Genomic DNA, 23,971 nt, shown 5'->3' on the forward strand with positions numbered 1-23,971 from the left:
TGATCGCTCCCATTCGGATGCGCGGCTGTATACGGTGCGGAATACAGCTTGGTATCCGAAGTTTTCGCGCTCGAGTCATCGTGTTTCGCGCGGGTAAGGAACAACTCACCGACCCCGCGTCCGCCCTATTCCAGCCGTCCGTGCACGCGCAGACGGGCGATCCCCCCGTCGGGGTAGACATCGAGCCGCACGAACTCCACGGGGATCGGAGAGTCCACCCGGAAGCGGTGGCGGCAGTCCGGCAGCAGAGTGGTGCGCGGCACCAGTTCGACCCACGACGATTCGTCGGAAATCCCTTCCGCCGTCGATATTCCGATCAATCGCGCTGCGCCCGGTGCATTGCCGACGAAATAGGAGGTGTCGATCTCGACATGATCGACGCACCCCCGCCCCGCCAGGCGGATCACGACGTGATCGTTGCCGTCGTCGCGTCGGCGGGCGTTCTCCCAACCCTCTCCCATGTGACGGGAACGGCCGGGAGCGATGATGTTGCGCGGCGACGAATAGAACCGGTTCGAACATGCGACGACGTCACCACCGTTCTCGAGGGCCGCGAGGTCGATCGTTCCGGTGAGGAAGGCCGGATCCGGGCGCGGATGCCCGTGCACGCGGAACCGCGCCACGCCTCCGTCCGGAAAGATGTTCAGACGCAGGTGCGTCCAGCGCCTGCCCCCGTCCACTACGAAGGTGTTCGCGGAATCGCCCCGTAGAGCGACCCGGTCGATTATCGGTTCCCAGGGCGCGTCCAGCAGCTCCTCCTCCGACGGATGACCGTCGATGTCCACTCCGTCGACGGACGCGAAGGGCGGGTAGTTCCCGGTGAACCAGGCCGTATCGATCACGATCCCCTCGACGACACCGGGAACCCCGAGCCGGACCAGCGCGACATCGTGTCCGGACTCGCGTCGACGCCGAGTCTCCCAGCCGTCGTAGACCTTTCCCTTGTGACCGAACTCCGCGGGGTCGAAGGCCGGAGCACCGGGTGAGATCAGGTTCTCCCGGCTCGCGAAGAACTCGTCGTTCGCGTACACCACGGCGCCGCCCAGCGTGCGAAGAGCGAGATCGGGCAGTTGCGTGAAATCCGCCTCGGTCAAAGGCTTTCCTTTCGGCGTAGGAGCGCACCGCGAGGTGCGGGATCGCGAGCGGCATCGAGAGTCACTGCGAGGGGACGGCCCGCGAGCCAGGTCTGCCGGACGACTCCGGCCAGCGCTCGCTCCGCGTAGGGCGTGACGGCGTTGCGATGGTGCAGTCGTTCCGGGAACACCACGAAGGCGTCGTCGGGAGCGAAGACGGACAGATCGGCGACGTTGCCCACTGCGATGGATCCCCGGTCCCCGAGTCCCACGAGTTCGGCGGTGCGCCCGGCCATCCAGCGCACCATGTCGACGAGTCCGTGGCCCCGCTTGCGCGCCTCGGACCACACGACGGGCAGGCCCAGTTGCAACGAGGAGATGCCACCCCACGCCTCTCCGAAATCCCCGCTGGAGAACTTCTTCAGCTCGGGCAGGCAGGGCGAGTGGTCGGAGACGATGCAGTCGAGGGTGCCGTCGGCGAGTCCGCGCCACAGCGCTTCGCGGTTGCGGGCCTCGCGTATCGGCGGGCAGCACTTGAAATGGGTGGAACCGTCGAGGATCTCCTCGCTGAACAGTGACAGATAGTGCGGGCAGGTCTCGGCGGTGAGAGGCAGTCCCTCGGCCTTCGCCTCCGCGACGAGCGCCAGGCTCTCCGCGTCCGACAGGTGCAGGATGTGCGCGCGGCAACCGGTTCTGCGTACACCGTCGACGACCTGAGCGACTGCACGAGACTCCGCGACCGGTGGCCGGGAGTGCAGGAAGTCGTCGTATCGCGGCCCTGCGGGCCGGGTGCGCGCATCGAGGGTCGGCCCGTCCTCTGCGTGCACGATCAGCAGGCCGCCGAATCCGGCGATCGTCCGCATCGCGTCGACCATCTGTTCCCGGTCGAGCGGTGGGTACTCGTCGAGACCCGAATGTGCCAGGAAGCACTTGAATCCGAACACTCCGTCGTTCCAGAGCGGTTCGAGCTCTGCGAGATTCCCGGGTATCGCACCGCCCCAGAATCCGACGTCGACCGTGACCTGCTCCGACGCGACCTTCCGTTTCACCTCGAGCGCCGCGACGTCGACGGTGGACGGGATGGAGTTGAGCGGCATGTCGACGATCGTGGTCACCCCACCCGCTGCGGCGGCCCGGGTGGCGGTCGCGAATCCCTCCCACTGGGTACGGCCGGGCTCGTTGACGTGCACATGGGTGTCCACCAGCCCCGGAAGAAGGACTTCGTCGGCGGCGAGGACGACCTCGCGTGCCCCCTCCGGAGCCGACGCGTCGTAGTTCTCGACAGCGGAGATGCGACCGTCGCGCAGAAACACCGCGCACGCCCGCTCACGCTCACCCACGACCGCACGGAGTGCGCGGATCACGATATCGGACAGCTCGTCTCCGTTCGGGACGGTCACAGGGTCACCTCCGTCGGACGGCCGGCGAGCCGGGCCAGATGGTCGAGGTCCGTGCCGGTACGCTCGCGCACTTCGTCCTCGGTGAGGGCGCCACAGCTCACTCCGCGCAGGAGGAAGGACGCGAGGGCGCGTGCGGTGGCCGGTTCGTCGAGATAGCCGGACGACAGTCCCGGATCGATGTACGCCGCGAGACGTGACGCGGCGGTGGGCAGCGACCTCCGGTAGAAGGCGAAGGTCGCGGCGTAGCGGGTCGGCAGTTGTGCAGGGTGCAGATCCCAGCCCTGGTAGAAGCCGCGCCGCAACGACCGGTCGACCAGGCGGGCGTGTACCGCCCACGCTTCGCGGATCTCGTCCCGCGTCCCGACGGGAAGGCGATTGGTCGAGCCGTCGGACAGCCGGACCCCGGTACCGGCCGCCGCGACCTGCATGGTGGCCTTGGCGTGGTCGGCGACAGGATGATCCATCGCCTGGTATTCGGCGGCGATATCGCAGGCGGCCGAATAGTCGTAGGTGCCGTAGTGCAGTCCCGAACAGCGTCCCTGCGCCGCCCTGATCATGGCGGCGACCGCGGCGGTTCCGTCGGGTCCACAGATCGCCTGCGGCGTCTCGATCTGGATCTCGAAGCGCAGCGGCGCCGGAAGCGAGTAGGCCTCCTCGAGATACTCGCAGGTGCGCACCATGGCTGCGACCTGTTCGGGCGCAACCACCTTGGGAAGAGTGACGACGAATCCGTCAGGGAACGCGCCCTTCCCGGAGAGCGCGGCAACGAATCCGTCGAGCGTGCGCACACCGCGGTGCCGACTGCCGGCCTCGAAGGACTTGAACCGCAGGCCGACGAAGGGCGTGGCCGCAGGGTCGGCGGCGAGCACGGCGGCAGCGCGAGCGACGTGGAAGTCCTCGTCCGCGTCGCGCTCGCGTTCCGGCACGCCGGGGCGGGTGAACCCGTCCTCGAAGTCGATGCGCAGATCCTCGATCGGCTCGCGCCGCAGTTTGTCGTGCACGAGCGGGAGGACGGCCTCTGCCAGGGCGGGCTCGATACCGGTGACCGCGGCCAGGTCGGCAGGACCGTCGATATGGGATCCGAGGACCTCGAGGGCCTGAGCGCCCCAGTTCGGCACCGTATCGGCCTCGTATCGATCGGCCGGAAGGTAGACGGTGTGCACAGGCTGCCTGGCACCGTCGTTCCCCGGATAGGTCGCGGCATATGCGGTGTCGATCTCCGCGAGATCCTCGTCGAGAGCGGCGATGAGCCTGTCCAGTCCTGGCGGCACCCGAACTCCTGTCCTGTATCCACGCCCGTATACGTCGTGACTGCGGCGACGTTATCGGCGTCAGGTCATGCGCTCGGTTAACTGCGGTTACAGGCCCGTTACATATGCACCGGGCAGTGTTCGTCCTGGGCTGAATCCGACGCGCAAGCCTCGGAGCACCGGCACAATGGCCGGCATGGAGCCGAAGCAGGGCCGCGTGATCGATATCGCCGCCGCCGCAGGCGCGCGGAGGCCGCGAGCCTCCCTGGGTAAGGCCGAGGAGACCCCACCCAGGTTGCTACGCCAGATCTACGGGGAGGTCCTGCGGGACGAACGTCGCGATCAGGACCGCAGCCTCGAGGACGTCGCCCGTACCGTCGGGATGTCGAAGCAGTATCTGTCGGAGATCGAACGTGGACGCAAGGAGCCGTCCTCCGAGATCCTGCGCTCCGTGTGCGAGGCACTGGAACTTCCGATGGAGCACCTGCTGGCCCGAGGGATCCGCCGGATGACCGCGCACCGCACCGTGCGGACCATCGGAAGTCCCGGCGTCGAGTTGCGCGCGGCGTGACTCTCATCCGTCCCGGTCGACGATGACATGGTCGGCGAGGCCGTAGGACACCGCCTCGGCCGGCGAGAAGATCCTGTCCCGGTCGGTGTCGCGGCGCAGTTGCCCGATGTCGCGTCCGGTGTGCGCGGCCAGGATCTCCTCGGTCTGGGCCCGCACCCTCATCACCTCCGCCGCCTGCAGTGCCAGATCGGAAATGGTGCCCTGCCCCTGCGCCGACGGCTGGTGCAGCAGCACTCGCGAATGCGCGAGCACGTGCCGGCGCCCCGGCGCCCCGGCCGCGAGCAGGACCGCGGCCGCCGAGGCGGCCTGCCCCATGCAGTAGGTCGCAACCTTCGCCCGGAGGAACTGCATGGTGTCGTAGATCGCGAGCATCGCGGTGGACGATCCACCGGGTGAGTTGATGTAGAGACCGACCTCCTGATCGGGAGATTCGGCCTCGAGGTGCAGCATCTGGGCCATGACGACGTTGGCGACCCCGTCGTCGATCTCGGTTCCGAGGAAGATGATGCGTTCGTTCAGCAGGCGGCTGAAGACGTCGAACGACCGCTCCCCCGCCGGTGTGCGTTCGATGACGTTGGGAATCGTGTAGGTGCTCATCGTCCCAGTCCCATCTGTCGTCCCGAGGCGAACGGCGCCAGTTCGGCAAGTGACCCGACGACGGCGTCGACGATGCCGTATTCGCGTGCCTGGCCGGGGGTGAACCAGCGGTCGCGGTCACTGTCGCGTTCGATATCGTCGAGCGATCGTCCGGTGGCGGCCGCGAGAATCTGCTGCGACTGCAATTTCATGTACTCGAGATTCTCGGCCTGGATGGCGATGTCGACGGCCGTCCCGGCGAATCCGGCCGACGGTTGGTGCATCATGATCCGGCTGTGCTCGAGGCTCGCGCGTTTACCCTTGGTTCCGGCCGCGAGCAGGACCTGCCCCATACTGGCAGCGAATCCGACTGCGACGGTGACGATGTCGTTGGGGACGAGTTGCATGGTGTCGTAGATCGCGAGACCCGCGAGTACGGATCCGCCGGGCGAGTTGATGTGCAGGACGATGTCGCGCCGGTCGTCGGCGGAGGCGAGCAGAACGAGTTCCGAGCACACACGCTCGGCCATCTCGTCGTCCACCTCCCCGGTCAGTCGCAGGATGCGTTGACGGAAGAGTCTGTCGGCCAATTGGTCCCGGTACGAAAGCGATTCGGTGGTCGTCATGCGTCGAGCGTGATCGAGAACGGGCACGAACGGGCGCTCCGTCTGCTCACGGCAGACGGAACCGAACCTCACGCCGGGTCAGTCGCCGGATCGGATCGCGCCGATCACCGCGGCCACCAGGAGCGCCAGCAGCAGGACCACGAGCAGCACCGGTCCGAGAAGAAGCGTCAGCGCGATCAGGACGGCGAGACCGATCTTGACCTTGGTGCTCAGTCCGGAGATCAGTCCTCCGAGTGCGGCGAGGACGGGATTACGGCCCTTCAGTGCTGCCCGGATGCCGGAGAGTACCGCTCGCCGGCCGGCACTGCCCCGGGTGGCGTCTTCGAGGAGCGAATCCACCCATCCTCGAATCCGCCGGCTCAGCCTGTCACCGAGACCACCGAGAGCGTCCACACCCCTGTCCACGCAGGTTTTCAGCAGTTTCTCGGCGGCGGCGCCGAGCAATGCCGTGGGCGAGGGTGCGGACGGGTCGGCCTTGTGGGTCCGAGTGTCGTGCACGGGACGCCGGGAGCGATGTGTGTCCTTCGACGGAGTGGCTTTCACCCGCGAACGCGGCGGCGCGTCGGCCCGGGGAGATCTCCGGGTTGCGGTCCGGGTGCTCGATCGGTGATCCCGCGACGCGCTCGATCGCGTCCGGGTCCGTCGTGTCGCTGCGCCCGTGTCCGCAGATCGCCGACCGCGCGAGCGCGTCGGTTCCGCCGGGGCCCGCGCCTTCGTCCGCGTCGCAGTCGAGCGTCTCGTCGGCCGAGAGGTTCGGCGGGCTTCGTTCTGCGGAGCACTCATACCGCTCGCCTTCTCTCGTGGAGGGGCACGATATCCATCAGTCAACGCCGGATTCCGTCTTCGGTCAACGCGCCGGCGGTCCCCCGCACCGAATCGCCGGACGGAGCGGACCCTGTTCAAGATCGGCAAGAACTCTTGGGAGAATGGTCGTTGCCCTCACAGCACACGGGGAGGTGTGCGCTGCATCGTTCGCGATGCGGAGTGCGCGCGCGACGAATTCCGAAGGAGCACCGACAACGTGACCGAGCAATTCAGTTACGAAACACTCACCCCCACAGCTTTTCTCGATCGTTCTGCCCGGGTCTTCCGTGACGACCTCGCGGTGGTGGACGGAGATGTGCGCCGCACCTATGCCGAGCTACGGGACCGGTGCCTGCGACAGTCCGGCATGCTGCACGAGCTCGGCATCGAGCCCGGCGATCGCGTCGCAGTGCTCTCGCCGAACACGTCGCTGATGCTCGAAGCGCACTACGGTGTGCTCTACGCGGGCGCAGTCCTGGTCTCTCTCAACACTCGCCTGACCGCCCCGGAGCTCCGGTTCATCCTCGAGCACTCGGGCAGCCGCATCCTGCTCGTCGAGGAGTCGCTGGCCGACCTCGCACGCGAAGCGACGGCCGACCTGCCGTCGATCACCGTCGTCGGAGACGACTACGAGGACAAGCTCGCCGCTGCCCGCCATCGATACGTGCCGCTCACCGACGAGCGCTCGATGATCGCCCTGAACTACACCTCCGGCACCACGGGTGATCCCAAGGGCGTGATGTACCACGCACGCGGCGCCTATCTGCAGGCACTGGCGATGGTCGCGCACTTCGGGCTGACGAGCAGTTCCACCTATCTGTGGACGCTGCCGATGTTCCATTGCAACGGCTGGACGTTCACCTGGGCGGTCACTGCGGCCGGCGGCACCCACGTGTGCCTGCCCAAGGTCGACCCCGAACGGATCTGGGATCTGGTGCGCACGGAGAACGTCACGCACCTGTGCGGAGCGCCGACCGTGCTCGCGTCCCTGGTCGATGCACCGAACGCCGGCGGTATCGACCATCGCGTCGTCGCCGCCATCGGTGGCGCACCGCCGGCGCCTGCCCTCATCGAGCGATGCACCGCCCTGGGCCTCGACATCACGCACCTGTACGGCCTCACCGAGACGTACGGCCCGGCGGCGATCTGCGAGTGGCGTTCCGAGTGGGACGCCCTCCCCGACGACGAGAAGGCACGCCTGCGATCCCGGCAGGGGGTGGGCAACGTCGTGGCCGGTGAGCTGCGCATCGTCGACGCCATGGGATCCGATGTTCCGGCCGACGGTGAGACGACCGGCGAGATCGCACTTCGCGGGAACAACGTGATGCTCGGTTACTACAACAATCCGGACGCGACCTCGCGCGCGGTGCCGGACGGCTGGTTCCGTACCGGCGACATCGGTGTCATGCACCCGGACGGCTACATCGAGATCCGCGACCGTGCGAAGGATGTCATCATCTCCGGTGGCGAGAACATCTCGTCGGTCGAGGTCGAGTCGGCGTTGATCAGCCATCCGGCCGTGCTCGAGGCCGCCGTCGTCGCGGCGCCGAGCGAGAAGTGGGGCGAACGTCCCGTCGCGTATGTGGCACTGCGCAGCGGTGCGAGTGCCGACGAGGCGGAGTTGCGGGCGCACGTGCGTTCGCAGCTGGCCGGTTTCAAGGTTCCCGACAGCATCGTCTTCGGTGCGCTGCCGAAGACGGCTTCCGGCAAGATCCGCAAGGTCGAACTGCGCGAGCGGCTCTGAGCGTCCGCCGGGACGGTTCCGGCCTCACTTCTCGTCGAGGACCGTCCCGGCCCGCTCGGGCAGGGTGAACGCCGCGAGCGCGGCGACCACGAACGCCGCTGCGAACGCCCCGAAGACGAGGCCGTTGCCGCCCCCGTCGAGGAGGATCGGTACCAGCAGGGGCGCGATGATGGACGCGAGCCGGCCGAAGGCGGCCGCCGAGCCGGTGCCGGTGCCACGGACCGGCGTGGGATACAGCTCGGGGCCGATCGCGTACAGCGCGCCCCATGCTCCGAGATTGAAGAACGACAGCGCCATGCCCGCCGCGACGATCGTTCCCGGGGACTCGGCGAGACCGAACAATCCCGCCGACACCGCCGAACCCGCCAGGAAGACCCCCAGGGTGAGGCGGCGTCCCCACACCTCGATCAGCCAGGCGGCGACGCCGTAGCCGGGTAGCTGGGCGAGTGTGATGACCAGGGTGTATCCGAACGAGGTCACCAGGTCGAAGCCTTGGGCGACGAGCAGGCTCGGCAACCAGATGAACGCACCGTAGTACGAGAAGTTGATGCCGAACCACACGATCCACAGTGCGGCGGTGCGCTTGCGCAGGTGCGGCGCCCACACCGAGCCCGGCGGTGTGGGCTCGGCCGCGGCCACGGTGTCGTCGTCGCCATCCGGGACGTAGGCGACTCCGGCCGATCGTTCGTAGTCGCGCACGATCGATTCGGCTTCGGCGTACCGGCCCCGGCTTTCGAGAAAGCGCACCGATTCGGGCAGACCGAACCGCACGACGAGCGCGTAGGCCGCCGGGACGAGGCCGACGGCCAGCGCCCACCGCCATCCGTCGTCACCCGACGGTACGACGAAGTAGCCGATCAATGCCGCGAGCAGCCAGCCGACGGCCCAGAAGGCTTCGAGTGCCACGACCACGCGGCCGCGCACCTTGCGCGGCGCGAACTCGCTGACCAAGGTCGAGGCCACCGGAAGTTCCGCACCGAGACCGAGGCCGACGACGAACCGCAGGACGATCAGCATCGCCACCGAGGTCGACAGTGCGGCCGCACCCGTGGCGAGCCCGTAGACCAGCAGGGTCGCGGCGAACACCTGGCGGCGTCCGATGCGGTCGGCGAGCAGACCACCGAGCGAGGCACCGATCGCCATGCCGACGAAGCCGATCGACCCGATCCAGGACAGCTGCGTCGACGACAGATCCCACTGCACGGCCAGCGCCGCCATGACGAACGAGATCAACCCGACGTCCATGGCGTCGAGTGCCCAGCCCACGCCGGAGCCGGTCAGCAGGCGGCGGTGTCTGCCGGTGAACGGCAGCTCGTCGAGCCGCTGGGTACGAGTGGTCATGCACCGAAACGTACCCGCAGCGGTCGGGCGCCGATCAGCCGCGTGCAGCCGCCTCGAGCGCAGCCGTGTCGATCTTCTGCATGGTCATAAGCGCGTCGCTCGCACGACTCGCGGCCTCGCGATCGGGTCCTTCGAGCAGTTCGATGAGCCTGCGCGGCACGACCTGCCAGGACAGCCCGTACCGGTCCTTCATCCAGCCGCACTGCGACTCTTCCCCACCGTCGGCGAGAAGTGCGTCCCAGTAGTAGTCCACCTCGTCCTGATCGCCGCAGTCGATCTGCAACGACACCGCCTCGGTGAAGGGGAACTGCGGGCCGCCGTTGAGGGCGATGAAACGGCGGCCGTCGAGTTCGAACTCGACGGTCAGGACAGTTCCTGCAGGCACGGGAGCGTTCTCGGGATAGTAGGAGGTGTCGAGGACCTTCGAATTCGGGAAGACCTTCGTGTAGAACTCCACTGCTTCCTGGGCATTCATGTCGTACCACAGGCAGGGCGTGATCTCGGGCATCGCCGGACTCCTCACATGTCGTATTCCGGGGTCACCATGACTGACCCGGGCCCACGCACGGAGTCATCGCACACCGGGTATACGAGCCTTCGTGACGAAGAAGACGCACCACCGCGGGAACCGATCGCGAGGCCGGCACCGGCCACCGAGTACCGCCCCCGCACCGCCGGCGCGGTACGTCGAGGATCCGGGCCTGCCCGCGGCATGGCTCGTCGATATCGACGGCACCCTCGCGCACATGAGCGACCGGAGCCCGTACCACTGGCAGCGGGTGGGTGAAGACGCCGTCTCCCCGGCCGTCCTGGCTGCGGTGAAGGCGTTCGCCGCGGCACCCGACGACGCCGCGATCGTGCTGCTGTCCGGGCGTGACAGCGTCTGCCGACCGGAAACCGAGGAGTGGCTCGCGAGACACGAGGTGCCGTACGACGAGCTCTACATGCGTCCGGAGGGTGACAACCGGAAGGACTCGATCGTCAAGACCGAGCTGTTCGACCGTCATATCCGGCACCGCTACCGCATCCTCGCCGTGCTCGACGACCGCGATCAGGTGGTGCGCATGTGGCGGCGGATGGGATTGGTGTGTTTCCAGGTCGCCGAGGGTGATTTCTGAACGGGAACCGCGTTTCCGGCCGGGCGCTGCACACGGCTCGCCCGTTCGGAAGGCAGCTCCGTACTCAGCGAGCTCGGTGGAACGAACGGGGCCACCCCGAGATCGACACGTCGTGTCCCGCATCCGACGCAGCGCACGTACAGCACCTGTCCGATCGAGGTGGCATGGCTCGACTCCACGCTCCACGCATGTTCGTGGGGGGATACCCGAACGGGGCGGGCTCGAGGGTCCTGCGCTTCGGTGGTGGTCATACCCACCACGATGATGTAATGCCCTTATGCATCTCAACCCTTACGGAGAATATGCGGTCCTCCTCGCGGCATCGCTCGCCGGAGACTGGCCCGCCGATCGCTCCGGCATCGTGTCGCGCACCCGCGAAGTGGGGATGACCATGGACTTTCCGTCCGCGCCCGACGACCACCTGCGCACCCGTGAGGTCATCGACGACTGGCTGGCGATCGTCGACGCCTCCGATCCTCGGCAACGCGCTCGCCTGCTCAATGCGCAGATGGCCACCGCCGCGGCGTATCCCCGGCTGACCGACCACGACGGTGAGGGATGGCACCTGCACTATCGCGACGAGGTCCAGCCGCTCCCCGACGTCATGCGTGCGGTGATCAGCGTCGGCACAGCACTGCACCTCACCACGCGCGGAATGCACCGCCTGCACCGGTGTGCCGCGATGGACATGCCGAGCAATCCGTGTTCGGCCGTGGTTGTCGATGTCACCCGCAACGGCCGGCAGCAATACTGCTCCGTGCGGTGCGCGAATCGCGCCGCGGTCCGCCGGCACCGGGAGAGAGCGGCTCGGCATCGCCTACCCGCACAGCGCGAGTAGCACATCACCGCACACTCGATTCGCCCTCCCCGCGTCCCCCCGAGCCGGGCGGGTTGGGAAGCTGGACGGGCGATATCCCACCGACCCGGAGGCTCGACACCCATGGCTGCTCGCTCCACCACCCACCCGCCGAAGGTAGAGGCCCCGAAACTCGGTGGGCTCACCGACTCCGACGACGGCGAGCTGCACGCGCACGGAACGTTCGAGAACACCTCCTACACGAACACCGACCTGTCCGGACAGGATCTGACAGGGATCGTTGTCGCCGAATGCGCTTTCACCGCACCTGTTGTCGCCGACAGCGACCTCACGAGTGCCCGATTTCGCGACACCCGGCTCGACCGCATGCAAGCACCGAACTTCTTCGCGCCCCGCAGCAGCCTTCACCGTGTGGGCATCCGCGACAGCCGGATCGGCGCCCTGGATCTCTTCGATGCGGACCTGCGCAGTGTCACTGTCGCCGAGTCGAAACTGGGACTGGTCAATCTTCGCGCCGCCACCGTCCGTGACGTGATCTTCCGTGATTGCATCCTCGACGAATTGGATCTGGGAGACGGCACTTTCACGCGCGTCGCCTTCGAGAACTGCTCCGTCGGCGTTCTCGATGTCCACCGCGCGAAGCTCGACCACGTCGACCTCCGCGGTCTACGGATCGACTCGATCCGCAACATGGGCGGATTGAAGGGCGCGACGATCAGCGCTCACCAGGTCGTCACTCTGGCAGGACAGTTCGCCGCCCATCTCGGCCTCCGCATCGAGGATCCCTCATGAGGACCACACCGCCGGTCACACTCGCGTGGGCGGGAGTTGTGAGACGTCGAAGGCCGTCTCCTCGAAACTCGACAACTCGCGCAGCATCCGATCCGTGGACCACGGCCAGTTGAAACTGTTGCGGCCGTTGACATCGAAAAAGTAGCTGCGGCAACCACCGGAGTTGTACACCGTTCCACCCAGCGCTTCCTGGACCCGCTCGTTGAACGAATCCTGCACGGCACGAAGCGGTTCCATCCGTGTCCATCCCTGCTGCCGGGCGCGGGCCAACGCCTGCATCACGTATCCCAGTTGCGCTTCCAGGATCGTGAAGGCGGAAGTGTGCCCGGTACCGAGCGAGGGGCCGAGCAGAACGAAGGCATTCGGGAATCCGGCAACCGCGGTTCCGAGATACGCCTGGGGGCTGCCGTTCCAGTGCTCGCCGAGGCTGCGCCCCTGTGCGTCGAAGATCCGCTCGGCAATCGGCATGTCCAGGATGTGGAAGCCGGTACCGAAGACGATGGCATCCACCTCACGTTCGACACCGTCGGCGCCGGTCACCACATTCCCCCGCACGGACGCCACCGCGGCCGGATGCACCTCGACGTTCGACCGGGTCAGCGACCGGTAATAGGTGTTGGAGAACAGCAGGCGCTTACACCCCAGGATGTACGTCGGGGTGAGGATGTCGCGGAGTCGCCGGTCGGGCACCTGCAGACGCAACCACGCCCGGCCGACCTGCTGAAGAACCTTCATGAACGCCGGTTTCCGGAAGCCCAGCCCCAGTGTTTCCATGATCGCGTACTCGGATCGCCGTAACGCTTCGTGCGCCCACGGCACGCGATGCAGGACGGCGCGTTCGAGACGCCGGAGCGGGTAGTCGGGTTTGGGCAGCACCCACTGGGCGGTGCGCTGGTACAGATGCAGCTCAGCGACGTCCGGTTGGATCTCGGGAACGAACTGCACGGCGGACGCGCCTGTTCCGACCACCGCGACACGCTTTCCGGTCAGGTCGTAACGGTGGTTCCATCGCGAGGAATGGAACACTTCGCCGGGGAAGGTGTCGAGCCCGGGGATGTCGGGGACGAGCGGTTCGTTCCAGGGACCCGCGGCCGCGACGATGAAACCCGCCGTGACCACACCGGTGGATGTCTCCAGGATCCACCGGTGTGCCTGTTCGTCCCACCGCGCGCGCTGCATCTCGGTGCCGAACCGGATGTGCGGGAGCACTCCGTTCGTCTCGGCCACCTCTTCGATGTAGCGCCGGATCTCCGCTTGCCCGGCGAACAAGCGGGACCACTCCCGATTGGGTGCGAACGAATAGGAATAGAGCGCCGACGGCACATCGCACGCACAACCGGGATAGGTGTTGTCCCGCCATGTTCCCGCGACGGCGTCGGCCTTCTCGAGGACGACGAAGTTGTCGATCCCGTGCCGGAGCACTTGGACGGCGGCACCGAGACCGGAGATGCCGGCGCCGACGATCACCACATCGTAGTGGAAATACGTGTTACCCGTCGTCATATCAACACGCTAACAGGTGATCCGCCCGGAAATCACCCTTCGCTCTCGTTCACCGACTCCGCTCGGGCCCGCCACATCTCCCGGATCCAGAGCACGACACCGCACGCGGGAAAGACGGCACCCAGCGCACACACCGCCGTCCAGCCTCCACCGAAGTACACGAGAGTGGACAGCACACTCCCGAGCGATCCTGCAAGGAAATAGCAGGTCATGTAGGCGGTGTTGAGACGGCTCCGAGCGTCGGACCGAAGCGGATAGATCAGACTCTGGTTGCTGATGTGCGTTCCCTGGATCCCCAGATCCAGCAGGGCGACCCCGATCGCCAGCGCGACAACATGACTCTCCCCTACGGCGAGCAGGGCGAAACTGGCTGCGGTAACGGCGACGAAGAATCCGGTCTGGCGACGTGCATACCCCCGGTCGGCGAGAGCACCCGCCACCCGCGCCGCCAACGCACCGGCGACGCCGAAGAGGGTGAAGATCCCGATACGCGCGTCGGACCATCCGTATCCCGGACCGGCGAGGAGGAAGCCCACACTCGTCCAGAAGACCCCGAACGACGCATAGGTCAGGGCGCCGTACGCAATTCGTTGCCGCAGCACCGATTCGGTGGCCACCAAGCGGATCACCGAGGCCAGCACGGCACGGTATCCCGCATCGGTGGTGGGGACCGACACGGGCAGGGTGCGGATCAACAGCACGGTGATCAGCATCAACGCCGCTGCGCACACGAACACCGCCCGCCAGCCCGCCACCTCGGCGATCAGCCCTGCCACTACGCGGGACAGCAGAATGCCCAGCAACAGCCCGGTCATCACATTGCCGATGACCCGTCCGCGTTCGTCGTCACGGGCAAGACTCGCCGCGAAAGGCACCAGAACCTGACCCACGACCGACCCCGTGCCGACCAGGACCGCACACGCCGCCAGGATGCACCAGTCCGGCGCCCACGCCATGACCAGCAACCCCGCGGCGGTGACGAGAAGCATCCAGCGCAGGAGAGTCCGCCGTTCGACCATGTCCCCGGCCGGGACGAGGAAGGCCAGCCCGAGTGCGTACCCGACCTGTCCGGCCGTGACGACGAGACCGACCTCTGCAGTGGAGGCGTCGAAGGTGTCGGCGATGGCGCCGACCAGCGGCTGCGCGTAGTAGCTGTTGGCCACCACCAACCCCGAGGCGAGGGCCATCACCGCCACGAGGCGGCGATCCATGCGAGGCGGCGAAACATCCGTGCGCGACATGGATTCGATCGTCGGATGCCCGAACTGATCTGTCCAATGGGATAAATCGATCGAGTCGAGAAGTAGAATCGATCAATGGAGCTTCGTCAACTCCGCCACTTCATGGCGGTCGTCGAGCACGGCCACTTCACCCGTGCCGCCGAATCCGTGCACCTGTCCCAGTCGGCGCTCAGCGCCTCGGTTCGCGCCTTGGAAAACGAACTGGGAACAGCATTGTTCGAACGCACCACACGCTCCGTGATTCCGACGGACGCGGGCACAGTGCTCTACCCCTACGCACAGAGGATGCTCGGCGAAGCACAGGACGCCGTGGCCGCGGTAGGGCGCGTACGAACCGGAGAACTGGGCACATTGGCGCTGGGGACGGTGCAGACCTTCACCGCAGTGGACCTCCCTGCGTTGCTCGCGCACCTTCACGGGAGATATCCGGGAATCGGAGTGACCCTGAAGGAGGCGACCACGGACGAACTCTTCGATGCCGTGACCACAGCCGAACTCGACCTGGCGTTCGTCGCGCTCGATGCACGCCCGCTCCCCGCGGGGCTGATTGCGCTCCGGACCTACCGTGAGGAACTGACCGTGGTCGTGGCCCCGGACCATCCGCTCGCAGCCGTGACGGAAATCGACATGCACGCCCTGCAGTCCTGTTCGTTCGTCGACTTCCAGGCGGGCACCGGTCTGCAGACCACGATCGAGTCGTTGTTCGCGGCTGCGGGAGTACACCGGCACATCACGTTCCGGGTCGGCGACATGGACCGCGTGCTCGATCTGGTGCGTTACGGTCTCGGCGTGGCGGTCGTGCCCGAACCCATCGCAGAACGCAGCGGCCTCCGGAAGATTCGCATGCGGCCGGGGAACCCCTCGCGCACCCTCGCACTCGTCGGACGCACCCACGCATTCCACAGCAAGGCCGCGGGGCTCTTCCTCGACCTGCTCACCGAGACGACCGCATGACGTCGCACACGACGACCCGGCCGGATGTTCGGGGTCGAGCCTCACTGTCGAGATCTTCTACTGCCGGGCAACGGATTCCGAAACCGGATCCCGGTCGGTCCCGAGCACAGTGGTGATGCACCACGTGTGCACGAGCAGGTACGGTGCCCTTGTGCCCACCGGCAGTGGAGAGCCGAGTGCGTGACCGACGACCGAAGGGACCCCCGTGGGCGAGCAGAAGGAACGGATGCTGGCCGGCGAGCTGTACATCGCCGACGACCCCGAACTCGCCGCCGACGCGCTGCGTGCAGCCCTGCTGACCGAGAAGTACAACGCCTCGAGCGCAGCCGACCCCGGCGCCCGGCGAACGATCCTGCACGAACTGTTCGGGGCGGTCGGCGACGCCGTCGAGGTCCGCCCACCGCTGCAGGTGGACTACGGATACCGGATCACCGTGGGTGCGGGGACATTCGTCAACTTCGGCGCGATCATGCTCGATGTCGCGCCCATCACGATCGGGTCCGACGTGCAGATGGGCCCGAACGTCCAGCTCCTCACTCCGACCCATCCCCTCGATCCCGAACTGCGCCGCGCCAAGTGGGAGTCGGCCGAACCGATCACCATCGGCGACAACGTCTGGCTGGGCGGCGGGGTGATCGTCGGCCCGGGAGTGACGATCGGTGAGAACACGGTCGTCGGGGCCGGCGCCGTGGTCACCCGCGACTTGCCTGCGAACGTCCTGGCGATGGGCGTTCCGGCACGGGTGACGCGCCGCATCTGAGCGGGCGGAGCCACGCTTGCGTCGATCTTGGTCCTCGCTATGCTGCCCCGCATGATCAGTCGCCGGGAAACCCTCTCCGTAACCGTCCTCACCGCGTGCGCGGCGCTTCTCACGGCTGCCTGCTCGAACACCGTCGAGGGCGAAGCGACCGCGGCCGGGACGTCCGGCGCTCCCACTCCGTCGTCCGCGTCCACGTCGACCTCGGCACCGGCGACCACCACGACCACGACCACCCCTGCCGTATCACCGGCCGACCCCGACGAGTACGCCGGCAACGCCGAGGGTGTGTACTACTTCGCCTCGGTGAGCGGCGGGCTCGGGTGCGCGATCCTGGTCCATACCACTCCGCTCGTGGGATGCCAGGGCGATCTGCCGCCGGACGCTCCGCAGGTGCCCGGCAACGGCGCGTCACAGGCCCTCGTGCCCGCCAACGCACTGATGCTCGAGGCCGACGGCCCCGGAGAATGGGTCAGCATCGGCGACATCGCGTTCATGGATCTCGGTGGCGCCCCGAAGACCCTGCCCTACGGCCGCACATTGACCGTCGAACCGTTCACCTGTGTCATCGACGAGGCGACCGGCATCACATGCAAAACGGACGAGCACGGCTTCACGGTGTCGGATACCGACGGTGAGGTGTGGTGAGCGACGACCGGACCGGCCGTCAGGGCAGATCCTGCCGCGACATCGGCAGCATGAAATCTCCGATCTCCTCCCGCATCCACCACTGCCCCGTCGCCCGCCGTTCCGTCCGGCTCGCGAAACGGTAGCGGAACAACCTGGCCCGCACCAGCCGCGGCGGATCGTCCGGAAAAGGATTGTGCCGGAGGAGTTTCACCGTGTCCGGATCGTTCTCCAGCAGCTTTCCCACGAACCGCGGGAACCACCCCGCGGCGTAGTCCCGGGAGATCGCCGCGAACCACATCAACCAGTCCAGGCGCAGGTGGTACGGCGCGTACTGGGGAGGGCGACGCCGCACGTCGCCCGGTTTGCCCTTGAACTCGTACTCGTACTCGTGCCACACCGTCGCCGACGTCTCGACCGCATCGGTCGTCCCCTCGACGATCACTTCCCGCCGCGTGCGGGTGACGGCGCCGAACGCACCGTAGGTGTTCACGAAATGCCATCTGTTGAAGGAGGCGTTCATCGCCTGCCGACGTGACAGCATGTTCGCCACCGGCCAGTAGCTGAGCACGGCGACCACCGCGGTCACGGCGATCACCGCGGCCGTGAACACCACCGGGACCGGCCCGTAGGCCGCGACCGGCTCGCCCAGCGGTGCGTAGAAGCTGTCGGGCACCACGGACAGCGCGATGACGATGGTGATCCAGTTGAGCCACGCGAAGTTCCCGCTGGCGACGAGCCACAGCTGTGTCACGATCATGATCAGTGCGGCGGCACCCGCGACCGGCTGCGGCAGGAACAACCCGAACGGCACGACGAGCTGGGTGACATGGTTCCCCGCGACCTCCACCCGGTGCAGTGGTCGCGGCAGCAGATGGAAGGCGCGGCTGAGCGGGCCGGGCATCGGTTGCGTTTCGTGGTGGTAGTACAGGCACGTCAGATCGCGCCAGCACCTGTCGCCCCGCATCTTGATCAGCCCGGCCCCGAATTCGAGCCGGAACAGCAGCCAGCGCAGCAGGATCAGCACGAGAAGCGGCGGCGCGGTCTCGGCGTTGCCGAGGAAGATCGCGAGCGCGCCCGCCTCGAGGAGCAGCGACTCCCAGCCGAACGAATACCAGACCTGCCCCACATTGACGATCGACAGGTACAGCAACCACATCACGAACCACACGACCATGCACGCCACCAGCGGCAGCCGTTCGGTGACACCGAGAAGTGTCAGGGCCGCCGGCACCGCCCCACCGATCGCGACCGCCGCGAACAGGCGGTCGGACCACCGCAGGTGGAACAGGCTCGGCGACCGGCGGAACGACGTCCGCGCGAGGAACTGCGGGGCGGGCAGGATCCCGTGCTCCCCGATCAGCGCCCGGAACTGCATCAGCGCGGCGAGGAAGGCCACGAGATACAGGGCGGCGAGGCCGCGGGTGACCAGCAGCCGTCCGATCGTGTATCCGTCCGCGTCCCACCAGTCCATGCCCGGCCGATTCCGTCGCGCTTCACGTTCCGGGGTCGAGCATGACACGTCCGGAGCGGGAAGATCCGGTGGTTCGGTTCAGGACCGGATGTTCCGCCGCAACCCGCTCGCCCGGAGCACCTGGCGGGCTACGCCGGAGCGCACCGCGTCCTCGGTACCGATGATGCGCACGTGCGACCGTGCCCGGGTGATCGCCGTGTACAGCAGTTCCCGGGTGAGCAACGCAGACCCTGCGTCGGGAAGCACCACTGAGACGGTGCCGTACTGACTGCCCTGACTGCGGTGGATCGTCATCGCGTAGACCGTGCTCACCGCAGGCAACTGACTCGGCCGCAGCTCGAAGGGCGTCTCGCCCCGGGCGAAGGCCGCGACGAGTTCGTCGCCGCGCCGTACCACCACACCGGTGTCACCGTTGTAGATCTGCATGTCGTGATCGTTCGCGGTGACCAGCAGGGGCTGACCGGGATACCACCCCTCGGGGTCGAGTCGCCGGCCCGCCGTCTCCCCGATCCACTCGGCGGCCTGCCGCGCCCACCACTGCACACCGGCCGGACCGTCGCGGTGCGCACACAGCAAGCGGTGGGCTTCGAACCGCTCGAGAGCCGTCTCGACGTCGCCCGCCTCGGCGGCCTTGGTCACCTCTTCGGCGGATCGGACGACGTCCTCGCGCAGCGCCCCGAGGTCGTGCGGTCCCACGAACGAGACCTGCGGATCACCACTGCGCAGGATCTCGAGCACGTCGTCGCCGTCGCCCTTCCTGACGGCCACTGCCAGATTCGCGATGGCACCGCCGAAGCGCCGGCCCCGGCTGAGGCGGACGACGCCACCACCGAGCCGGGCACGTTCGCCCTCGCTGAAGGCGGCCTCCGCGGGATCGCCGGCGGCTGCGAGATCGCGCGCGACCACCCTCTCGAGGAGCGGATCGACCGTGCCACTCACGGGACGTCCCACCAGATCCGCCAGCACCGCGCCCGCGTCGACCGAGGCGAGCTGATCGGGATCGCCCACGAGCACCAGTCGCGTGTCGGGCCGAAGTGCCTCGAGCAGCCGGCACATCATGGTCAGCGACACCATCGACGTCTCGTCGACCACGATCACGTCGTACGGCAGGTGATTGCCCGAGTGGTAGCGGAAGCGCGTGCGGCCGCGCTGCCAGCCGAGCATCCGGTGCAAGGTCATGGCGACGAGGTTCGCCGGCAGCCCCAGGGTGGTCTCCTGTTCGCGCACCGACTCCTGCAGACGCGCGGCGGCCTTCCCGGTGGGAGCGGCGAGCCCGATGCGCAGGTCGTGTCCGTACAGGCTCGTCAGCAACGCCAGAATCCGCGCGACCGTGTGCGTCTTGCCCGTGCCCGGCCCGCCCGCGATCACCGTCGTCGGGCGTGTGGCGGCGAGCGCCGCCGCGACACGCTGGCGGTCGGGCGCCGACGAGGGGCGGCCGGGGTCGTCCGGATCCCGGAACAGCCGGTCGAGAGCGGCGACGAGTTGCTGCTCGTCGAGTTCGGGGAAGCCACCCGTTCGCTCGGCGAGCACCCTGCGGATCGTCTGTTCCTGCCGGAAGTAGCGGTCGAGATACAGCAGCGGGCCTTCGTCGGTGTCGACGAGACGCAGGGGACGCAGCGGACCGCGGTCGCCACCGACCACGAGCGGGCTGCGCCGCAAGGCGGCGAGCACGTCCTCGTCGCGGGGCCACGGCAGTTCCGCCGGGTCGACGACGGGATGCCCGTCCTCGTCCTCCTCTACGGTGACCTCGCGAATCCGCGTGAGATCGAGACACACCGATCCCGACCGCACCGCACGGACGGCGAGCGCGGTCGCCAGATGCACGTCGGGGTCGTCCTCTCCGCCGAGCGTCGCGAGTCGCAACGCCACATGCACGTCGGCGGCACTCAGGGCGCCCACCTCGTTGAATTCGCGGAGAGCACCCTTGCCGCGCTGGGCGATCCGGACGTCCGTCGTCGAATCGATCACGAGATCACGGCCTTTCCGGCGAGAAGATCGGACAGGTCCGTCACGAGATCGGCCGGAGGGTTCCAATCGAACACTCCGCTACCGGGCGGGCTGTCCGGACCGGCCATACCGCGCACGAACAGGTACTGCACACCGCCGAGATGACGGTGCGGATCGTATCCGGGCATCCGCCAGCGCAGGTAGCGGTGCAGCGCAACCGAATACAACAGCGCCTGCATCGGATAGTGGGCCCGGAGCATCTCCGCCGCCATCGCCTCACGGGTGTAGTGGGCCGTGGTCAGCTCGTCGACGGGTGCGAGCCTGTTGGTCTTGTAGTCGACGACGACGAATGCCGGTCCCTCCGTGCGCAGTACCGCGTCGATACTGCCGGTGAGATAGCCGCGCAAGGGGACGGGTTCGAGGATGCGGACGAGATCGGCGTAAGGCAGCATCGGATCGTCCGGCGGCAGGTGCCGGCGCAGCAGCGCGCCGACCGCGTCGAGAGTGACGGTCACGGGCACCGGCGTGTCGCCTCCGGTCAGCGGCAATTCGAAGTCGAGTTCGGACAGGCGGTCGGCCGGTGCGAAGTCGGCGAGCGTCCGGCCGAGAGGCCCGAGCGGGGTGCGCAGCACCGGGAGCAGGGCCGCTGCGAGTTGTTCCGGGTCGATGGGAGACAGCTGCCGGGCCACCACGTCGCGGCAGCACTCGAGCAACTCGGCACCGAGATCGGCGGCGGAGGTGTCGACGACTTCGAGCACGGCGTGCACGAGGGTCCCGAACACCGTGCCGCCGGGGAGCCCGTTCATCGGTGACGGTATGCCCTCGCGCACCGGCTCCACGCTGCTCATCGGCGGTTCGTCCGGTTCGTCGTCCGTCGTGGTGTCCTCCACCTCGCTGCCCACTCCGGGGCTGTCGTGCACCGAGGCGGTGAGGGCCGAATACGACGTCCGGCGCCAGTTCTCGTCGACGACCCGGTCGAATCGGGCGGCGGCGAGCGGTCCGTTCTCCCCGCGGGGGCGGGTCCACCGCACTACCGGGATCCGGTGGGCTCCCACGGCTTCGGCGGCGATGACCCCGCCCGCTCGCGCGGCCCACCTGGCGAACTCCTCGGCCATCGCCTCGTCGTGGGAGATCCGTCCTTCCGGCGCGACCTCCGCCGAACCGGGTTCCCGGGCGAACAGCAACCGGTGCAGTGGCGAGCGGGAGGTGGGTGTGGACGGCGCCCACCACAGGGTGAGTGCGCACTGCGCACGGGTCACCGCCACGTACAGCAGCCGCAGTTCCTCCCCCGCCTCCTCGAGTTCGTGCTGCCGCCGGCGCGCCACGTAACCCGGACCGTTCTTGCCACCGACGTCGAGGATGCGCCGCCCGTCCTCGTGCAGCAGCAGTTTGTCCGGCTCCGGATTCTTCGCGGCATCCCATCCGTACGGAACGTGGACGACGGGGAATTCGAGCCCTTTGCTGCCGTGGACGGTGAGGATCTGCACTGCCGCAGCATCACTGTCGAGACGGCGGATCCGTTCGGCCCCACCGCGATCGGGGTCGGCGATACGGTCCTCGAGCCAGCGGGTGAGGGCCGCCGGGCCCAGCGACTGCGCCGACGAGACGTCCTCGAGCAGCTGCGCGACGTGCCGGAGATCGGTGAGCGTGCGCTCCCCCGACGGCTCGTCGAGGAGCCGGGCCTCGAGCGAACCGTAGGAGGCGAGACGTTCGAAGACCGCGGCGAAACCGGTGCGCGCGTACACGGAGGTCAGGTCGCGCAGCAGCCCACCGATCTCCACGACGAGTGCTTCACCGTCCGTATCGATGTCGGTGATCGTGCGACCGAGCAGAGGCGTCAGTGCCGCGAGCCGAACCCGATCGGCCCGATGGGGTTGTTCCAGCGCGTGGAGCACCCGGAGCCAGTCCTGCGCGGACGGAGTGGCGAACACGCTCGTGCCGCCCGCGACGACAGAGGGCACGTTCGCCTTCGTCAATGCGTCGTGGACGAGGGCCACCTGCTTGTGCTTGCGGACGAGGACGGCGATGTGCCCCGGCTGCACGCGTTCGGGACCGTCGCCGAGATCGACGGTGACGTTCTCGTCGTCGAGCAAGCGCACGATGTCCGCCGCGACATCCCGGGCGACGCGGGCACGCAGACCGTCGAGATTCTGCGGGAAACCCCAGTCGTTGAGCGGCCCCGCGCCGGCGCGGGGCAGGTGACGCAGGCGCAACGGCGCGACACCCGTCAGCCGGGACTCCGCCGCGGCGGGGTTCACCGGGTTCACCACGATCCGCGGATCGCCGAGTGCGGCACCGAGATGGACATGTTCGAGGGCCCGGACCAGATTCCCGTCGCTGCGCCAGTTCGTGGTCAGTTCGCAGTAGGTGTCGGATTCGGAGACCGCGTCGAGGTAACTGAGCACCTCTGCGCCGCGGAACGCGTAGATGGCCTGCTTCGGGTCGCCGACGAGCACGAGTGTGGTGTGCCCGTGGAACGCCCGGCGCAGAATCTCCCACTGCTTCGGATCGGTGTCCTGGAACTCGTCGACCAGTACGACGGAGAAACGAGCGCGCACCCGGCGGCATGCGTCGTCGCCGTGCTCGGGATCGCCGAGCACGGCGTGCAGCAGGGAGAGCTGGTCGTCGAAGTCGCGCAGGCCCAGTCGCCGCTTGCGTCGTTCGACCTCCTCGCGGACCGCGCGCGCGAACTCCACCCGTTCGCCGGCCGCGGTGCCGGCTGCATCGTTCGGAGCGAGGTCGGCCTGCGGATCGAAGACGGCTTCCTTGGCGGCCACGGCCGCTTCGGCGTACGTGATGGGCGCGTCTCCCCTCCCGTACCGGCGCAAGTAGAGATCGTCGACGACTTCCGCCCGCAGATCGTCGACATTCTCCACGACGGTCACGTCCGGTTCACGCTCCCCGGCGATGCCGAGTTCGTCGAGCATGCGACGACAGAAGCCGTGGGTGGTGGAGATGGTGCCGGAATCGAAGTCCGACAAGGCCTGCCGCAACCGGGTCCGGCGCGCTTCGACGTCGTCGCTTGCGAGGTGACGGATCAGATCGTCGCTGCTGCTGCGTGCGCTGCCGGGATCGGCGAGGGCCGTGGCGACCTGGGCGAACCGGTTGCGGGTACGTTCGCGTAGTTCCTGCGTCGCAGCGCGGCTGAAGGTGACGAGCAGCAGATCCGACAGGCGGGCATGCCCTTCGGCGACGAATCGGGTGGCGAGCCCGACGATCGCGTACGTCTTCCCCGTCCCGGCGCTCGCCTCGAGCACTGTCGTGCCGGTCGGGAGCGGTGCGAGCAGATCGAATCCTGCCGGAGGCGAACCGGTGACGGCCCGCGGATCGGTGGTGGCGGTGTCGGGCACGCTGTG

At 67.8% G+C, this 23,971-nt stretch carries 21 protein-coding genes; 8 read left to right on the top strand and 13 right to left on the bottom strand.

Annotated elements, in window-relative coordinates:
- Positions 1 to 125: 125 nt before the first annotated feature.
- From alc to MOM01_RS10155, 3 genes are read right to left on the bottom strand one after another with little or no spacing between them, the layout of a single operon-like run.
- Complete coding sequence (alc, locus tag MOM01_RS10145) at positions 126 to 1,094, bottom strand: allantoicase (RefSeq protein ID WP_241385294.1); 969 nt, start codon at positions 1,092 to 1,094, stop codon at positions 126 to 128.
- Positions 1,091 to 2,473 (bottom strand): allantoinase AllB, encoded by a 1,383-nt coding sequence (allB, locus tag MOM01_RS10150; protein WP_241385295.1) that lies wholly within the window; start codon positions 2,471 to 2,473, stop codon positions 1,091 to 1,093. Before allB ends, alc begins: the two co-directional genes overlap by 4 nt.
- Positions 2,470 to 3,744 (bottom strand): DUF6986 family protein, encoded by a 1,275-nt coding sequence (locus MOM01_RS10155; RefSeq protein WP_241385296.1) that lies wholly within the window; start codon positions 3,742 to 3,744, stop codon positions 2,470 to 2,472. The genes allB and MOM01_RS10155 overlap by 4 nt, the downstream gene beginning before the upstream one ends.
- A 166-nt stretch (positions 3,745 to 3,910) precedes the next feature.
- On the opposite strand from MOM01_RS10155, the gene MOM01_RS10160 reads away from it, so the two are divergent.
- Positions 3,911 to 4,294 carry a helix-turn-helix domain-containing protein gene (locus tag MOM01_RS10160; RefSeq protein WP_241385297.1) on the top strand — a complete coding sequence of 128 codons (384 nt, stop codon included), beginning with the start codon at positions 3,911 to 3,913 and terminating at the stop codon, positions 4,292 to 4,294.
- A 3-nt stretch (positions 4,295 to 4,297) separates the two neighbouring features.
- Here MOM01_RS10160 and MOM01_RS10165 read toward each other — a convergent pair whose 3' ends face one another.
- The 3 genes from MOM01_RS10165 to MOM01_RS10175 form a co-directional block, all read right to left on the bottom strand.
- Positions 4,298 to 4,891, bottom strand: coding sequence for an ATP-dependent Clp protease proteolytic subunit (locus tag MOM01_RS10165; protein WP_241385298.1), 594 nt, complete (start codon positions 4,889 to 4,891; stop codon positions 4,298 to 4,300).
- Positions 4,888 to 5,496 (bottom strand): ClpP family protease, encoded by a 609-nt coding sequence (locus MOM01_RS10170; protein WP_241385299.1) that lies wholly within the window; start codon positions 5,494 to 5,496, stop codon positions 4,888 to 4,890. The genes MOM01_RS10165 and MOM01_RS10170 overlap by 4 nt, the downstream gene beginning before the upstream one ends.
- A 78-nt stretch (positions 5,497 to 5,574) precedes the next feature.
- Positions 5,575 to 5,994: a hypothetical protein gene (locus MOM01_RS10175; protein WP_241385300.1), complete on the bottom strand. Its 420-nt coding sequence runs from the start codon at positions 5,992 to 5,994 to the stop codon at positions 5,575 to 5,577.
- A 523-nt stretch (positions 5,995 to 6,517) separates the two neighbouring features.
- Between MOM01_RS10175 and MOM01_RS10180 the strand changes: the two genes are divergently transcribed.
- On the top strand, positions 6,518 to 8,044 hold the full coding sequence (locus MOM01_RS10180; protein WP_241385301.1) for an acyl--CoA ligase family protein: 1,527 nt from the start codon (positions 6,518 to 6,520) through the stop codon (positions 8,042 to 8,044).
- Positions 8,045 to 8,068: 24 nt separating this feature from the next.
- On the opposite strand, the gene MOM01_RS10185 is transcribed toward MOM01_RS10180, so the two are convergent.
- The gene (locus MOM01_RS10185; protein WP_241385302.1) at positions 8,069 to 9,385 is read right to left on the bottom strand and encodes an MFS transporter; all 1,317 of its coding nucleotides are present in this window, start codon (positions 9,383 to 9,385) and stop codon (positions 8,069 to 8,071) included.
- A 34-nt stretch (positions 9,386 to 9,419) separates the two neighbouring features.
- Complete coding sequence (locus MOM01_RS10190; RefSeq protein WP_241385303.1) at positions 9,420 to 9,893, bottom strand: VOC family protein; 474 nt, start codon at positions 9,891 to 9,893, stop codon at positions 9,420 to 9,422.
- Positions 9,894 to 9,984: 91 nt separating this feature from the next.
- On the opposite strand from MOM01_RS10190, the gene MOM01_RS10195 reads away from it, so the two are divergent.
- The 3 genes from MOM01_RS10195 to MOM01_RS10205 all read left to right on the top strand — a co-directional run bounded on the left by MOM01_RS10195 (position 9,985) and on the right by MOM01_RS10205 (position 12,112).
- Positions 9,985 to 10,503: a phosphatase domain-containing protein gene (locus MOM01_RS10195; protein ID WP_241385304.1), complete on the top strand. Its 519-nt coding sequence runs from the start codon at positions 9,985 to 9,987 to the stop codon at positions 10,501 to 10,503.
- 277 nt (positions 10,504 to 10,780) lie between these two features.
- A complete protein-coding gene (locus MOM01_RS10200) occupies positions 10,781 to 11,341 on the top strand; it encodes a CGNR zinc finger domain-containing protein (protein ID WP_241385305.1) in 561 nt (186 codons plus the stop codon).
- 102 nt (positions 11,342 to 11,443) lie between these two features.
- Positions 11,444 to 12,112, top strand: a complete 669-nt coding sequence (locus MOM01_RS10205) for a pentapeptide repeat-containing protein (RefSeq protein ID WP_241385306.1) — start codon at positions 11,444 to 11,446, stop codon at positions 12,110 to 12,112.
- A gap of 15 nt (positions 12,113 to 12,127) precedes the next feature.
- Here MOM01_RS10205 and MOM01_RS10210 read toward each other — a convergent pair whose 3' ends face one another.
- Together MOM01_RS10210 and MOM01_RS10215 are read right to left on the bottom strand one after the other, a co-directional pair.
- Entirely contained in the window at positions 12,128 to 13,615 is a 1,488-nt protein-coding gene (locus MOM01_RS10210; RefSeq protein WP_241385307.1) for a flavin-containing monooxygenase, read from the bottom strand.
- A gap of 32 nt (positions 13,616 to 13,647) precedes the next feature.
- Entirely contained in the window at positions 13,648 to 14,826 is a 1,179-nt protein-coding gene (locus MOM01_RS10215) for an MFS transporter (RefSeq protein ID WP_241385308.1), read from the bottom strand.
- A gap of 105 nt (positions 14,827 to 14,931) precedes the next feature.
- On the opposite strand from MOM01_RS10215, the gene MOM01_RS10220 reads away from it, so the two are divergent.
- The 3 genes from MOM01_RS10220 (at position 14,932) to MOM01_RS10230 (ending at position 17,215) form a co-directional block, all read left to right on the top strand.
- On the top strand, positions 14,932 to 15,810 hold the full coding sequence (locus MOM01_RS10220) for a LysR family transcriptional regulator (RefSeq protein WP_241385309.1): 879 nt from the start codon (positions 14,932 to 14,934) through the stop codon (positions 15,808 to 15,810).
- Between the two features lie 205 nt (positions 15,811 to 16,015).
- On the top strand, positions 16,016 to 16,570 hold the full coding sequence (locus MOM01_RS10225; RefSeq protein WP_241385310.1) for a sugar O-acetyltransferase: 555 nt from the start codon (positions 16,016 to 16,018) through the stop codon (positions 16,568 to 16,570).
- 51 nt (positions 16,571 to 16,621) lie between these two features.
- A complete protein-coding gene (locus tag MOM01_RS10230; RefSeq protein ID WP_241385311.1) occupies positions 16,622 to 17,215 on the top strand; it encodes a hypothetical protein in 594 nt (197 codons plus the stop codon).
- A 19-nt stretch (positions 17,216 to 17,234) separates the two neighbouring features.
- Here MOM01_RS10230 and MOM01_RS10235 read toward each other — a convergent pair whose 3' ends face one another.
- The 3 genes from MOM01_RS10235 to MOM01_RS10245 all read right to left on the bottom strand — a co-directional run bounded on the left by MOM01_RS10235 (position 17,235) and on the right by MOM01_RS10245 (position 23,965).
- Entirely contained in the window at positions 17,235 to 18,668 is a 1,434-nt protein-coding gene (locus MOM01_RS10235; RefSeq protein WP_241385312.1) for a lipase maturation factor family protein, read from the bottom strand.
- A 78-nt stretch (positions 18,669 to 18,746) separates the two neighbouring features.
- Complete coding sequence (gene recD, locus MOM01_RS10240; RefSeq protein WP_241385313.1) at positions 18,747 to 20,636, bottom strand: exodeoxyribonuclease V subunit alpha; 1,890 nt, start codon at positions 20,634 to 20,636, stop codon at positions 18,747 to 18,749.
- Entirely contained in the window at positions 20,633 to 23,965 is a 3,333-nt protein-coding gene (locus MOM01_RS10245) for a UvrD-helicase domain-containing protein (protein ID WP_241385314.1), read from the bottom strand. The genes recD and MOM01_RS10245 overlap by 4 nt, the downstream gene beginning before the upstream one ends.
- Positions 23,966 to 23,971: the final 6 nt, after the last annotated feature.

Source organism: Rhodococcus sp. CH91 (assembly GCF_022554085.1).
Lineage (GTDB): Bacteria > Actinomycetota > Actinomycetes > Mycobacteriales > Mycobacteriaceae > Rhodococcus.